Below are 14082 nucleotides of genomic sequence, written 5' to 3' on the forward strand. Positions count from 1 at the left end.
TTACACAGTTTCTATTTGCTTAAATTCGTCTGCAAGAGAAGAATGTAAGGACGTAATAAACGAAGGCAATTTTTATGTGTGACAGGACAAGCAAAAACGAAAACCGCATCTTAACTTTCTCAGCCCTTTTAGCTTCTGGGTTTGCGATTGGAGGCATGGTGCTAGGCTTGCTTGTTGGCTCTATTGTCATTGTGTTTGATGGTGTTTATTCTCTCGTCAGTCTGCTGTTAACTTTATTGTCACTGGCCGCGTCGTACTACATCAGCAAACCATCAAAATCTATTTTTCCTTTCGGTAAAGCTGTACTAGAACCTGTTGTGATTGCAATTAAAGCCGCTGTGATTTTAGTTGTTGTGAGCTTTTCATTGTATTCAGCAGTAACGGCATTGATGTCCGGTGGCCGAGAGGTGAATGCTTCTATCGCAACCATTTTTGGTATCGTAAACGTCGTTGGTTGTGGTTATGCTTGGTGGTTTATGGCCCAGAAAAGCCGTCGTTTTTCATCTGGTCTTATTGAAGCTGAGAAAAAACAATGGCTAATGGATACGCTGCTTAGTGTTGCGGTTACCGTAGGTTTTGTCGCTGCATGGTTAATATCACTTACGCCTTATGCGCACTACGCAGTTTACGCTGACCCAATGATGATGCTATTGATGGGCTTCTACTTTCTAAAAGTACCGTTTGATATGCTTGTGAGTGCGCTACGTGAGCTACTGATGATGACGCCAAGCAAAGAGCTTTGTCAGAGCGTAGGTAACGATGTACTTGAAATAGAAAAAGTGACAGAACACCAATTAAAGTTGGCAGGTGTCACTAAAGTTGGTCAAGAGCTTCGAGTGAATGTCGATGTTCATGTGGATGACGATACGCTTCAATTAGATACACTCGAACAAACTCGTAAACAGCTAACTAAACGTCTATCGAAGCACAGGTTCAAACTTCAACTAAACTTAAACGTCGCTTACTAGAGTACCATCAAGCGCAGTGGGATGTTTAAGAGCCGTAAGAAGCTCAAAAGCAGTAAGAACCACAAGAACAGTAAGAACCCGAAGCTCAGAAAAACCTCAAGATCAACGAAAACCTCACGCTCAGCGAGAATCTACAAGCTCCGCAAACAACAAAGAAACAACGAGCATAAATGAGAACTCAAAAAAGCGCCAAGCATCACTTCAGCTTGGCGCTTTTTTATATCAGAAAGCCATAAAATCATTACTTCGATGGTTGACGTTTTTCTCTCGTGACTAACCAACATATAAGAGAGCCAAGCGTCACCATGACCACCCCTTGCCAAAAACTGTGGCTTAACGTCACACCAAGAATGATTGAAGAAAACAGCGCAGAAAAAATAGGTGTGAAGTACGACAAGGTGGCAAGAAACACCATATTCCCCCCGACAATCGCGATATTCCACAAGCCATAGCCGCCTGCCATTAATACTGCAGCAGAAAACAAGTAACCCATTGCAGCCCAACTAAACGTCATCGGAGGCTCATCGGCAAATGCATACTTGACCCATAGAGAAACCGCGGTAGCAATAAAGAACAAAGTAATCGCGTTGTGTTTGGATTGTTGCCTTTGCGTCAAATTACAATATACGGCCCAAATGACTGCACCAGAAAAAGCCATAAAGTACACCAAAGGATTGCTGCTAACGTTATCTATTAACTGGCTAGGTGATAAACCACTATCGCCACTCACTGTCCAAGCGACCCCGACGAACGCGAGCGTAACGGCTGGATAAAGTAACCAATGAGGTTTCTTGTTACTTCCTAACACGGCAAACAATACCGTCAAGGCAGGCCACAGATAATTGACGATTGAAACTTCTATCGCTTGAGATCGCGAGTGGGAATAGCCTAATGCAAGTGCGAGAAAAATTTCGTAACAGGCAAACATCGCTCCACCAAGTAATAAGTACTTAGGCGAAAAATAAGAGAGCTTTGGAATACCCACAACAATCAACAAGAACAGAGCGCTAAGCGAGTAAAGTAAAGCGGCCCCACCAACAGGCCCTAAACTTTCTGTAACGAGCCTTGCGATACCAAGTAAACAGCTCCAGAAAAGGATGGCTACACAGCCATAAAGAGTGAAACGAAACTGTACGGATTGCATTTTATCTATGTGACCTACTACTCAGGGATACGATCGAAAGAGCAAGCTTACCTCAAAAATGATCAGCTTCAACGAAGTGTTTTTCCAAATTCGGTATAAAGAAGATTCTATTGAGCGGTTGGAGTTGAATATGAAGCATTTTCTACCATCGAGCGTCATGCTGACACCTTTTGTTGTACGCTACTATGATGAAGACAACGAAAGTGAAAACGTTGAAACACATTCGGAAAAACAAGACTTAGATAATGATGGTCAATCTAAGGGCAGCTCTGAGTAAGGGATTCAATCATGAAAAAAATCGCAGTTATACTAAGTGGCTCTGGCGTTTATGACGGCACTGAAATTCACGAAGCCGTACTCGCCCTATATGCCATTGAAAGAGCAGGAGCAACATGGCACTGCTTTGCTCCTAACATAAACCAACTCCACGTTATCAACCATAAAACCGGCGAAGAAATGGATGAAACACGTAACGTTTTAGTCGAATCGGCACGTATTGCTCGCGGTAACATTGACGATGTTGCGAAATTGAATGTCGACGAATACGATGCTCTGCTTCTTCCTGGCGGCTTTGGGGTAGCCAAAAACCTTACCGACTTTGCCATCGCAGGCGCAGAGTGTTCAATCAATACTCACGTGGCCCAGGCATGCCGCGCATTTGCAAAAGCAAACAAACCGGCTGGCTATTTGTGTATTGCACCGACCATTATCCCTATGATTTATGACCAAGGCGTAAAAGGCACCATAGGCAACGATGAAGCCACGGCCGCGGCATTTGATCGAATGGGTGGTGAACACATTGATTGCCAAGTTGATGAAGTCCATTTTGATGAGAATCATAAGGTCCTTTCCACTCCAGCTTATATGTTAGCGGAAAATATCTCACAAGCAGCGTCAGGCATCGATAAATTGGTCAATAAGTTGGTCGAAATAGCATAAAAAGGAAACGTTTGCTTACAACACATTATACCCATCCCCATTGATAGATAACATATTAATGGGGATTTTTTATACTTTAGTATAACTGAGACAAAAACCTCACAAGTTCCGCCAATTTCTGCAATCGTTTACGTGTTAAATAAATTATTTGCGCTAAGTTAATTAGGTGTTGCACCAACTCATTGTGCAACAAGACTGCCATCACACTTTCCGGCTTAAAGATACTCCTTAGGGGGTAAACTTGTTCTAGATCAAACTAAATCAAGAACAGGGTATGCGAGAGTTAATGACAGATTAAGAAAGATTATTAAAAATAACGACGGAGCAATCCAATATGACAAGTGCATTTTTTATCCCTACTGTAAACCTAATGGGCGCTGGTTGTTTGAAAGACGCAACAGACAGCATCCAATCTCAAGGCTTTAAAAAAGGTTTGATTGTTACGGATAAGATTCTTAACCAAATCGGCGTAGTAAAACAGGTTCAAGATCTACTCACAGAACGCGGCGTAGCAACCGTTGTGTTCGATGGCACTCAACCAAACCCAACGATCAGTAACGTAAATGACGGTTTAGCACTGCTTAAAGATAACGACTGTGACTTCGTGATCTCGCTAGGTGGCGGCTCTCCACACGACTGTGCAAAAGGCATCGCGCTTGTTGCTTCTAACGGCGGTAAAATCGGTGATTACGAGGGCGTAGATCAGTCTGCAAAACCAATGATGCCACTTATTGCAATCAACACGACTGCAGGTACAGCATCTGAAATGACTCGTTTCTGCATCATCACTGACGAAGAGCGTCACATTAAGATGGCTATCGTTGATAAGCACACAACGCCACTTATCTCTGTAAATGACCCTGAGCTAATGCTTGCGAAACCTGCTTCGCTAACCGCGGCAACAGGTATGGATGCACTGACGCACGCTGTGGAAGCTTACGTATCTATCGCGGCAACGCCAATCACTGACGCTGTAGCAATAAAAGCGATCGAGTTGATTCAAGCATACCTGCGCACAGCAGTGAAAAACGGTGAAGATCTAGAAGCTCGTGAGCAAATGGCATACGCGCAGTTCATGGCAGGTATGGCGTTCAACAACGCATCTCTAGGTTACGTACACGCAATGGCGCACCAACTAGGCGGTTTCTACGACCTGCCACACGGTGTTTGTAACGCGATTCTTCTACCTCACGTGCAACGTTACAACGCACAAGTATGTCCTGAGCGTCTACGCGACGTAGCGAAAGCGATGGGCGTAAACGTTGAGGGTATGTCAGCGGAAGAAGGCGCAGCTGCGGCTATCGACGCTATTGTTGCACTAGCAAAAGATGTAGGTATCCCATCAGGCATCAAAGAGCTTGGTGCGAAGCTAGAAGACATCCCAACACTTGCAGACAACGCACTAAAAGATGCTTGTGGTTTCACTAACCCTAAACAAGCAACGCACGAAGAAATCTCTAAGATCTTCGAAGAAGCGATGTAAGCTCACTGAGCCAATACTTCTCTATTGCTTAAATTCAATCCCCGATCTCGTATCGGGGATTTTTTACATTGTTATACAAGTAATGCTCTGCCAAACGTCCTCTTTTAGTGTTAGTTTTTAAGCATTGACACGATTCATATTGGAAGGATCCATGAGAACGATTGCTAGTGCCCTACTCACTTGTTTGTCCCTTTCTGCTAATGCCGCCGAATACCGAGCAAATGAAGTGGCAAACGGATTTCAAATACCTTGGGGAATCGAGTTCTTAGATAACCAACGCATTATCGTCAATGAAAAGAACGGTACGGTTTCGTTACTTGATATCACATCCGGCAAACCTCAAAAGCTGTTTAACGTCCCCGATGTAAACACCAGCGGTCAAGCGGGCTTATTGGATGTTGCGCTCGCTCCCAATTCCGACAAGCAAAAACCACAACTCTTCTTTACCTACAGTAAGCGCACCAATAAAGGCAACACTGTTGTGTTAGCGACGGCGCAATTACAAAACAATCAGCTCGTGGGTTGGAAAGACTTATTTGTTGCAGACGCGATCACGGACACAGGTCGTCACTACGGCAGCCGTATTGCATTTGTTGACGACAAAGTCTACTTCTCTATTGGTGATCGCGGAGAGCGCGACAATGGCCAAGACACCCAAACCCATGCCGGTAGCATTCTTCGTCTTAACCTTGATGGCTCTGTACCAACAGATAACCCATTCAAAGACTCGCAAGCCCGCCCTGAAATTTGGAGCTATGGGCATCGAAATCCACAAGGGATGTTCTATGATCAAACAACCAACCAACTTTGGTCTATTGAGCATGGACCGCGCGGTGGCGATGAGATTAACCTGATTAAGAAAGGCGCAAACTACGGCTGGGCAAAAGCCTCCCACGGCAAAGAATACTGGGGGCCACTTGATGTAGGAGAAGCAAAATCTTTACCAGGAATGATCGATCCAAAACTGGTGTATATCCCCTCTATCGCACCTAGTAACATGATTTTATACCGAGGTGATAAATACCCAGAACTGGATGGGAAGATCTTGGCTGGCGCACTGAAGCTTGCGCACATTAATGTGGTCTCGATTAAGAATGGAAAACTCACTGAATCGAAACGCTTGATGGAAAACCTCGGGGAGCGTGTCAGAGATATTACGGTGAGTCCTGATGGTTACATTTATTTTTCCACAGATAGCGGAAAGATCTTTCAGCTTGAGGTCATTGAAAGCACTCCTGACAAAACATCGTGACTTAAACCGCTTTCAAACTTTGTGATACGTGATTGATTTATTTTCGTACAAAGCAACCAAGGAGTTCTAAACTAAATTTAATTAACTTTTTGTTTTTAAAAAGATAGTTCAGTTAGGTTAGAAGCTAAATTGATTACCGTTCCGATTATGTTGTACGAGGTCATTATGGTTCCATTCCGTTTGCAGCTCAAAAAAATTAAAGCTGTCGTGTTTGATTTAGACAACACCTTGGTGAGCTCTGATATGAACTTCACCGATTTACGCCGCCAACTCGGTTGCCCCCCAAGCGAAGACTTATTGAATTTTGTCGATGCACTCGATCATCCACATCTCAGGGAGCATGCACATAACGTCATTTTTGACCATGAAATCTCTGATGCCGAACACTCCTCCCCTATGATTGGATGCCATGAACTCTTGGCGCATTTACATCAAAAAGCGTTCAAGACCGCCATCGTTACCCGTAATTGTCAAATCGCAACGCAACGAAAACTTGAACACAACCAAATCACCGTAGAGCGAGTTATCACTCGAGAATGTTTCCCTCCAAAGCCCAACCCATTATCGCTACAAGTACTGGCTAAAGAGTGGCGCTTACTACCACATGAGGTTCTTTATGTGGGAGACTACTTATACGACTTGCAGACCGCGTATAACGCACAAATGCCCTCTTGTCTCATTCATCATGGTCACGATTTGGCATTCAACAACTCAGCTTCTTTATCGCTTGGGGAGTTAAGCGATTTGCTCGGTTATTTTCTCTCGTTAGAGCGCACATAGCAGACATACTAAAAGGGGCACCAACGTGCCCCTCTGACTTATTCCCGATTGATTCGCGCTTTCCCAAACGCGCCTCTTACTTTCAACTTAACTCTGTAGGTAAGCGTTCAGCATCCACATTAGTTTTTCTTGCTCACGGATGTAATCACTCATCAATGCCGCCGTACCCTCATCACCCGCATCACCCGCATTTTGTAAAATGTCACGCTGCTTAATGAGCAGTACGCTAAAGCCATCGACTAAGCCTTGCACACATTCCTGACCGGAAGTTGCATTTTGATGTTCTTTGATTTCACTCGATTCTAAGTAATGACTGAATGCATGCGCAGGGGTGTAACCCAGCGTCAAAATACGTTCAGCAAGTTCATCAATTTTTAATTGTAGATCGGTATAAATTTCTTCAAATTTCACATGAAGTTCAAAGAACTGTTTGCCTTTAATGTTCCAGTGATAACCGCGTGTATTCATATAAAACACTTGGTAATGCGCAAGAAGTTGATTCAGTTGTTGTACAAGTTGTTCTGATTGTTGGCTGTCTAAACCAATTAGGCTTGCTTGTTTACTCATGATCTTGCTCCTAAGAGAATAAAGTTAGAATTCTTTTGCAGTGTTTGCTGCCGATGAAGTGATATTACGACTCAGCGAGAATGATGAAAATTTGGTTTTATCTATGATTAAAATAGCTAAATACAATGAGCAAAATGTAGAATATAGGAGTACAATCCAGCAAAAAGCCCAGCACTTTGTCTCAACTGTGCTGGGCTTTTGCTATTATTCGTGCATTTATGTGGTTTTAAACGTCGCCATTTGTTGATTGAGTTCTGTCACTTGTTGCTTCACCTGTAACGATGTATCAGAGGCATGTTGACTGTTGTTAGACACTTCATCAACGGATTGAGTAATGTCAGACATCAAATCTGTGATCGAGTTTGTGGCATGAGATTGCTGCTCGGCGGCGGCGGCAAGTTCAGACATTTGCCCATTCAGTGAGCCGATCTCTTCTGTGGTAGACACCAAACGTGTTACGGCTTTCTCAATGTGATCCGAGCCTTGCTCAGCCAATAATTGGCTCTGCTCTATTTCTTGAACCACAGAGTTTGTTGAACGCTGAATGGCATGAACAATACCGTTAATCTCAGTGGTTGATTCTGTCGTTCTGGTCGCAAGCATACGTACTTCGTCAGCCACAACAGAGAAACCACGACCTTGCTCTCCAGCCCTTGCAGCTTCTATGGCCGCATTCAAAGCCAATAGATTCGTTTGTTCTGCAAGCCCCTCAATGACCTCTGTTACTCGGCCGATGGCTTCGCTTTCCCGACTTAACTGTGAAACTTGTGTATTGGCTGATTCTATTCGTCCATGCAAATCTTCCATCGTAACTTTGTTTTGCTCCAGCGCATTTCTTCCGTGTTCAAGTTCCTCTTTAGAGTCCGACAACTTCTTGACCGATTGATGCGCTTGATCCAATGTGTTTCGTGCAGCCATAGCAATCTCATCCAACTGCTCACCCATTTGCACGATGCGCGCTTGTTGGTGTTCAACGTTCGCTGTAGTCGCTTGGGCAGAGTCGAGCAACTCACCCATGCTGGCATCCACTTGGTGTGCTTTATCGCTTACTCCGGAGACAATGTTTGCCAATGACTCGTTCATGCGATTAATAGAATCGGTCAGATCGGCCAATTCATCAGTTCCAACGACAGCTAAAGGCGATTGAGATACATCACCTGAAGCGATCGTGCTTGCTCGCTCAGATAAATTCTTCACACGTCGACCAATGGTATTACCCATGTATTTTGAAATCACAATCGCAGATAAAAGTACCAAGCCTGCTGCAATCAACATGGTTGTGAGCACGTTCTTAATCGACTGATTGATCCCCTGACCGCTTAGGTCCGCGCGATGTTGCTGCGTCACGACTATGGTTTCTAAACTCTGCTCCAGCAAACTTGCTGCTGGCAGCAACTCATTGGCCATTAACACGTTCGATGTGTTCCATTCTGGTGACTGTCGCAATGCAATCACCTGCTCAGCGAGGGGAAAGTATAGCTGTTGCATCTCTTTAAACAGTGACCACAACGATTTATCGTTGTCCGAAAGCCTATCCAGTTTACTGTCGATTTCCGCTACAGATTGATTATGGTATTTGATAAAGTCTTGGTACTTTTCTAAATGCTCTTGCTGCCCATACAGTAAAAAATCGCGCAATGCAGAAAGCGCATTTGCTAGCGAGGTATAGCTGTCAGCATAAACTTTAAAAAGTCGCTTTCTGTCACCACCAAATGGGTTCCCTGACTCCTCATTGATCAAACTTTGCAGCTGATCCAACGCCACCTCAGCAATCGGAGCCGCTTCGTTTATGAATAAATTGTGCGCGGGTAAATTCTCGTCACTGTGGCTAAACTCAAGCAACTGATTTAACGACTCTTTCACCGCATTCCATTGGCTTTGAGTCGTTTGAAAATCCTGTTCTGAGATCAAAGTCTTTAACGTAGGAAGAGATTCGTCCGTTGATGCCATAATATTACGTACATCTTCACTTAGACGAGCATTTGCCTCTTCATCGCCTCCTAACAGCATGTAGGCTCGAATAGAAGAAAGCGAGGCTTGAACGGACTGTTGAATACCTCGACTGGTATCCACTGTCGGTAGATCAGATTTAAGTAACGAAGAGGCGTATTGCTCAACGGACGCGACGTTGCGATACGTGAATACCGCTGATGCCATAAAAAGTACGGCTAGCAGCACAAAACTGAGCTGCAACTTCCCTGATATCGTAAGGTTCATCCATAAACTCCTAACAACGATGAGCTTCTAATATAACGACATCTGAACAAATGTTAAGGGTATGTAGCATGTAATGTTTAAAAACAACGAATTACTCACTTAGTCAGCGCTCTTTTGTGTAATGCTCGACCTCGTAATGCCTGATCCCAATCACAGTCACAGTCACAGTCACAGTCACTAAGCGAACAGACTTAAGACAGAGAAAAGCTTGAAAACTTTGCTTCGATTGGTATGAAAGTCATGTTGAGTTAGAAGCTGTATTTAATATTGGCAAAAACTAAAGTGGTTGGATCCTCACCAAATAAGCTATCGTCACCGCCACCAAACGCTTGAATAACCGTAAGGAGTTGCCAGTCATTCGCCAAAGAGTACGTACTCGATGCGCCTAAAAAGTAAGAATGATCATCATAATAGCTCGCGGATAACGTTAGCCGATTTAATGAAGTAAGGTCAAAACTCACATCACCATACCAAGTATGACGTGTGAAGCTTAAGGTTTTTGCATCTAATGGGAGATTTAAATATGCCAACGCACTATTCACATCTTGAGGTGCAGAAATATACAACCATGCCGTTCTGCCTAACCAATTCCGCTCTCCACCAAAGCTGTAATCCATTTCAAGACTTGCCACTGTCGTTTGCTTGGTGCTTTTGGTTTGTGGGGAGCTTCTAGTTTGCGGGAGGCTTCTGGTTTGCAGGGTGCTTTGGTTTTGAATAGTACTTTTAGTCTGCATAACGCTTTTTCCTTGATAAGTTGCGTTAACAGGGTCAAACCAACTCACTTCCCCTCGAACACCAGCTTCATATAAATCCGTCGAAAATCCCGCTCCAATTACGTAATCCAAGCGTGAACGCCCTACTAGCAATTGATAATCCCATCCTGCCTGATTCGCCAAATAACGCAGTGCTGTACTGTCTTGTCCGGAATCCTTAGCAGGAGCAAAAATCACATCAACTCCATCGGCAAAACCAAGCGATTTCGAGATGGAAACGGCATCTGTCCCTGCTCGCTCTTCATAATCGAAATCATATATGGAATAAGCGTTATAAATATCGTTGGGGTTCCAAATCGTATTCATGGACCAATTGACACGAAAGCGCCCTGCTCTCACCCTCCATGTATCTTTGTTCCACGTCACATTCAATCGATCGAGTTGCGTGTTGAAAATCACATCACCTTCTCGCCAATTTTTGCTCAAGTCGAAATATCCATTATCCAACGCTACAAGCTCTGCATACCCCGGCAAATCTAAAGCATCTCCCCATAGTGCTCGATTGCGCATTCCTACATTGACTCGCCATTCATCAGAAAAGCGATATTCAAAATTCATGCGATTGTGAAGCAGATGATCAAGCGTATTGGACTGAGTTTTTGGCATCGCATACGTCGCCATGTATTTAACGTATCCATCGAGTTGCCAACTTTTTTTAGGCTCTAATCCCGGCACAGCAGAACGTACATTTAAAGAGAGAATCACGAAAAATAACAACACTAACGCTGTCCTAAACAGCCTAAGTATTCTCAACATATTGTACGTACCCGTTGGGCTAGGCATGGTTTTTCTCAAAAGTGCTGTCGATATTCGCGAAGTCCCTCACTAATCGTCCATCCTCGAAAACGATAATGCGATGAGCGCGCTTTATCACTCTCGTATCATGAGTAGAGAAAATGAAAGTCGTCCCCTCTTGTTCACTGAGGCGCTCCATAATATCGAGTAGCTCTGTCGTACTTTTAGCATCCAAGTTTGCCGTCGGCTCATCCGCCATGACAAAGCGAGGCTTTGGTGCAAGAGCCCGAGCAACAGCGACTCTTTGTTGTTGCCCTCCGGACATTTTTCCTGGCACTTTATTCATCTGCGCAGAAAGGCCAACTTGCTCCAATAATGAACTAGCACGATCGTAACACTCTCTTTCCGTTTTGCCCTGTAACTGCATGACAAACTCAACGTTCTCTAATGCCGTCAATACAGGCAACAAGCTGTAGTCTTGAAAGATAAAGCCGATGTTGTCACGCCGGTAGGCTATGAGTTCTTTCTCTGACATATCAGAAACAAGGCAGCCATCTATCTCTACACTTCCAGAGCTTGGAACATCAATGCCACCAATCATATTGAGTAAGGTCGTTTTGCCTGAACCTGATGGTCCCATAATAGCGACAAATTCCCCTTGTTTGATTTCTAGATCGACGGACTTAACAGCATGAACGGGAAAATCACTGTCTGGATTATAGGTTTTGGTTAATTTTTCTAACTTTATTGTCATCAGATTTTCTCCGCCATGGCGTCTACGGGTTGATGCTTTAATATTTGTTGCGCTGGGTACAATGCCGCGAGCAGGCTCGCCACGATGATCGCCAGAAAAATCATCTGATATTCTGAAAGAGAGACTCGGGGGTAAAGTAACGTATCCACACCATACATACCAAGACCATCAGCAAGACCACCTAATGACAGCCCCGTAACGCCTAACACGTTGAGTAACACAACACTGCAAAGTAACCCTAACGCACAACCGGTGAGTCCCAGCAGCAACGTTTCTAAAACAATCAACATCCTTATTTTGTGCTTTTGCATTCCGACAGCCATTAAAACGCCAAATTCACGAGTACGCTCGAACACTGACATCAACATAATATTGATGATGCCCAACGTCATCGCGAGGACAAAAACCACTAGCGTGATCTGGTTTGACACTTTCATGGCATCCATCATGGTGGATAGCAAGGGTTGTATTTCTGGCCATGTTCTTACAATAAGAGTATTGGAGTGCTGAGATGGGAGCGCGTCTTCAACAAAGACTTTCGCTATATCTAGGGAATCACTATCGTTTGTAGTGAGAAGTATCGCGATTTCATGTGCCCCTTTGATACCCGCAAGTTTTTCCAAATCTCCTTTTCGAACATACACATTTCCCTCATCAAAAACCGTTGATGGGGTACTGAATACACCGCGAACTCGAAATGCTGCGCCCGTTACGTCACCATGAATATCAGATAAGGTGATCACCACTTTTGACCCTACTTTTAGCTTAAGGCGGTCCATGATTTTTTGAGAGACTAAAATGGGATTGCGCCCCTCTTCATCTAGCCATTCACCATCCGTAATATGATCAACTAACGGTGTAATTTGTTGCTCTTGAGAAAGGTTAATACCATTAATTCGTACCCCCCTCGAACTTCGCGCCGATGCAATCATTCCGTCAGCTAAAAACCGTGCCGACACCGAGGCGACGCCTGGCTGAGCAATAAGATCATCAGATAATTCACTTGCGTTTGGAATCACCGCTTTTATCTCCGGGTTAACCAAAAACGTTTTTTGATGAACTTGTAAATGACTGGTTTGCCATGCAATGGCATTTTTAATCATGCTGTCAACTAGGCCGTTCATGAAACCCATCATTACAACCACCCCAACCAAACCAAAGACCATCGCCCCAAGCATGATTGACGTGCGCAATTTATTTCGCCATAAGTTTCGCCAAGCGAGTTTAACCAGCATGCATTCCTCCTTTTAACCCATCAACGATAGGCAAACGAAGCAGCCGTGAAATAGGGTAAAGCAGACACAGCATCATAATGAATAAAACGACGAGTATTTGATCCAACAATAGCACTGGGTCAACAGAGACCGGAACGATAGGATCAAAACCACTCTCCAGCATCAATTTTGCCGCATCCCCCGTGATCTCGATAGGATGGAAATAGAAGTAACTTAAGACAGGAATACTTAATGCGACGCCTAACACGATTCCAATGATGGATATCAACAGAGATTCAATCGCCAATAACGTGACCAATTTCGATCTCAACATGCCTGTTGCCAACATAACGGCAAATTCTCTTTGGCGCTCCAGCGTCGTCATAAGAATGGTCGCAAACAAACCAAAACCGACCATGCCATACAAAATATATATTAGGAAAATACCGCCCGCTTTATCTAAGGCGATTTGCTGCGCCATTTCCGGAGACAAATCTTGCCAATCTCTAACCGCAACACCCTCCCCATAACTGCGCTGCAATTGATATACCGTTTCTGGCAGTGCTCGTAAACTCTCCGCATTGAGTACCCACGCGGTCACTTGATTATCGAGAGAGTATAGCTGTTGGGCGATATCAATTGGCATGTACACCAGTTGAGCATCGAGCTGCTGCAATGGAAATTTCATAACGCCTGCGACACGATACAAGCCTGCCGCAGTTTGCCCGCGATATCCAACCCCATAAAGTATCAGTTCATCACCCACATCGAGTTGCAAATATTGAGCTAAACCACTTCCTATGACTACGGATGGCTTTCCCCTAACAATAAAGTTGCCTTTAATGATTTTACTGCTGATTTGGGAGTAATGGTCTTCTGCGCTAGGATCGACACCCAGCACCATGACGCCTTTTGAACGCTCACTTTTTGCCGCCAACGCGAATGACTCTATCCGCGGCAGAACATTATCAATATTGGCGTTACTTCGCGCATGGGATATAAACGCATCACTTTGCGGTAATACGTCATCAATACTTGAAGATTCATCAAAATCAGGATGCTGAAGTTGGATTAGTCCACTATAAAACTTGGCTGCGTTTTTTATGTTGGCCGTATAACTGCCCTCTTGAAAAGAGCGAGTAACCAAAGAGAGGAACAAGACCAATGCCAAAGCAGAAGCGGTCAGCAACGTACGACGTTTCTGACGCCATAAATTCCGCCAAGCCAATGTCATCAGCATCGTTATTCCTCCTATC

13 protein-coding genes are annotated in these 14082 nt (G+C 44.2%); 6 read left to right on the forward strand and 7 right to left on the reverse strand.

The window, feature by feature from the left end:
* The first annotated feature begins 74 nt into the window (after positions 1–74).
* The gene (locus VA249_RS18660; RefSeq protein WP_211916870.1) at positions 75–968 is read left to right on the forward strand and encodes a cation diffusion facilitator family transporter; all 894 of its coding nucleotides are present in this window, start codon (positions 75–77) and stop codon (positions 966–968) included.
* A 241-nt stretch (positions 969–1209) separates the two neighbouring features.
* On the opposite strand, the gene yddG is transcribed toward VA249_RS18660, so the two are convergent.
* Positions 1210–2112, reverse strand: coding sequence for an aromatic amino acid DMT transporter YddG (yddG, locus tag VA249_RS18665; protein WP_221070218.1), 903 nt, complete (start codon positions 2110–2112; stop codon positions 1210–1212).
* A 130-nt stretch (positions 2113–2242) separates the two neighbouring features.
* On the opposite strand from yddG, the gene VA249_RS18670 reads away from it, so the two are divergent.
* From VA249_RS18670 to VA249_RS18690, 5 genes are all read left to right on the forward strand, one after another.
* Positions 2243–2389: a hypothetical protein gene (locus VA249_RS18670; RefSeq protein WP_221070220.1), complete on the forward strand. Its 147-nt coding sequence runs from the start codon at positions 2243–2245 to the stop codon at positions 2387–2389.
* An 11-nt stretch (positions 2390–2400) separates the two neighbouring features.
* A complete protein-coding gene (gene elbB, locus VA249_RS18675; RefSeq protein ID WP_221070222.1) occupies positions 2401–3051 on the forward strand; it encodes an isoprenoid biosynthesis glyoxalase ElbB in 651 nt (216 codons plus the stop codon).
* A gap of 334 nt (positions 3052–3385) precedes the next feature.
* Positions 3386–4534, forward strand: coding sequence for an L-threonine dehydrogenase (gene yiaY, locus VA249_RS18680; protein WP_221070224.1), 1149 nt, complete (start codon positions 3386–3388; stop codon positions 4532–4534).
* Positions 4535–4685: 151 nt separating this feature from the next.
* Complete coding sequence (locus VA249_RS18685; RefSeq protein ID WP_221070225.1) at positions 4686–5786, forward strand: PQQ-dependent sugar dehydrogenase; 1101 nt, start codon at positions 4686–4688, stop codon at positions 5784–5786.
* 165 nt (positions 5787–5951) lie between these two features.
* The gene (locus VA249_RS18690) at positions 5952–6566 is read left to right on the forward strand and encodes an HAD family hydrolase (RefSeq protein WP_221070228.1); all 615 of its coding nucleotides are present in this window, start codon (positions 5952–5954) and stop codon (positions 6564–6566) included.
* A gap of 87 nt (positions 6567–6653) precedes the next feature.
* On the opposite strand, the gene VA249_RS18695 is transcribed toward VA249_RS18690, so the two are convergent.
* From VA249_RS18695 to VA249_RS18720, 6 genes are all read right to left on the reverse strand, one after another.
* On the reverse strand, positions 6654–7133 hold the full coding sequence (locus tag VA249_RS18695; protein ID WP_128813090.1) for a Dps family protein: 480 nt from the start codon (positions 7131–7133) through the stop codon (positions 6654–6656).
* Between the two features lie 216 nt (positions 7134–7349).
* Positions 7350–9350 carry a HAMP domain-containing methyl-accepting chemotaxis protein gene (locus tag VA249_RS18700; RefSeq protein WP_221070230.1) on the reverse strand — a complete coding sequence of 667 codons (2001 nt, stop codon included), beginning with the start codon at positions 9348–9350 and terminating at the stop codon, positions 7350–7352.
* A 248-nt stretch (positions 9351–9598) separates the two neighbouring features.
* Complete coding sequence (locus VA249_RS18705) at positions 9599–10861, reverse strand: hypothetical protein (protein WP_420864282.1); 1263 nt, start codon at positions 10859–10861, stop codon at positions 9599–9601.
* 37 nt (positions 10862–10898) lie between these two features.
* Positions 10899–11612 carry an ABC transporter ATP-binding protein gene (locus VA249_RS18710; protein ID WP_128813093.1) on the reverse strand — a complete coding sequence of 238 codons (714 nt, stop codon included), beginning with the start codon at positions 11610–11612 and terminating at the stop codon, positions 10899–10901.
* Positions 11612–12847, reverse strand: coding sequence for an ABC transporter permease (locus tag VA249_RS18715; RefSeq protein WP_221070231.1), 1236 nt, complete (start codon positions 12845–12847; stop codon positions 11612–11614). The genes VA249_RS18710 and VA249_RS18715 overlap by 1 nt, the downstream gene beginning before the upstream one ends.
* Positions 12837–14066, reverse strand: coding sequence for an ABC transporter permease (locus tag VA249_RS18720; protein WP_221070233.1), 1230 nt, complete (start codon positions 14064–14066; stop codon positions 12837–12839). The genes VA249_RS18715 and VA249_RS18720 overlap by 11 nt, the downstream gene beginning before the upstream one ends.
* Between the last annotated feature and the right edge of the window lie 16 nt (positions 14067–14082).

Source organism: Vibrio alfacsensis (assembly GCF_019670485.1).
GTDB classification, from domain to species: Bacteria; Pseudomonadota; Gammaproteobacteria; order Enterobacterales; family Vibrionaceae; genus Vibrio; species Vibrio alfacsensis.

Excerpts from the sequence above, each read along its gene's own strand:
- VA249_RS18660 (WP_211916870.1), top strand. The coding sequence starts at position 75 with ATGTGTGACAGGACAAGCAAAAACGAAAACCGCATCTTAACTTTCTCA.
- yddG (WP_221070218.1), bottom strand. The coding sequence starts at position 2,112 with ATGCAATCCGTACAGTTTCGTTTCACTCTTTATGGCTGTGTAGCCATC.
- VA249_RS18670 (WP_221070220.1), top strand. The coding sequence starts at position 2,243 with ATGAAGCATTTTCTACCATCGAGCGTCATGCTGACACCTTTTGTTGTA.
- elbB (WP_221070222.1), top strand. The coding sequence starts at position 2,401 with ATGAAAAAAATCGCAGTTATACTAAGTGGCTCTGGCGTTTATGACGGC.
- yiaY (WP_221070224.1), top strand. The coding sequence starts at position 3,386 with ATGACAAGTGCATTTTTTATCCCTACTGTAAACCTAATGGGCGCTGGT.
- VA249_RS18685 (WP_221070225.1), top strand. The coding sequence starts at position 4,686 with ATGAGAACGATTGCTAGTGCCCTACTCACTTGTTTGTCCCTTTCTGCT.
- VA249_RS18690 (WP_221070228.1), top strand. The coding sequence starts at position 5,952 with ATGGTTCCATTCCGTTTGCAGCTCAAAAAAATTAAAGCTGTCGTGTTT.
- VA249_RS18695 (WP_128813090.1), bottom strand. The coding sequence starts at position 7,133 with ATGAGTAAACAAGCAAGCCTAATTGGTTTAGACAGCCAACAATCAGAA.
- VA249_RS18700 (WP_221070230.1), bottom strand. The coding sequence starts at position 9,350 with ATGAACCTTACGATATCAGGGAAGTTGCAGCTCAGTTTTGTGCTGCTA.
- VA249_RS18710 (WP_128813093.1), bottom strand. The coding sequence starts at position 11,612 with ATGACAATAAAGTTAGAAAAATTAACCAAAACCTATAATCCAGACAGT.
- VA249_RS18715 (WP_221070231.1), bottom strand. The coding sequence starts at position 12,847 with ATGCTGGTTAAACTCGCTTGGCGAAACTTATGGCGAAATAAATTGCGC.
- VA249_RS18720 (WP_221070233.1), bottom strand. The coding sequence starts at position 14,066 with ATGCTGATGACATTGGCTTGGCGGAATTTATGGCGTCAGAAACGTCGT.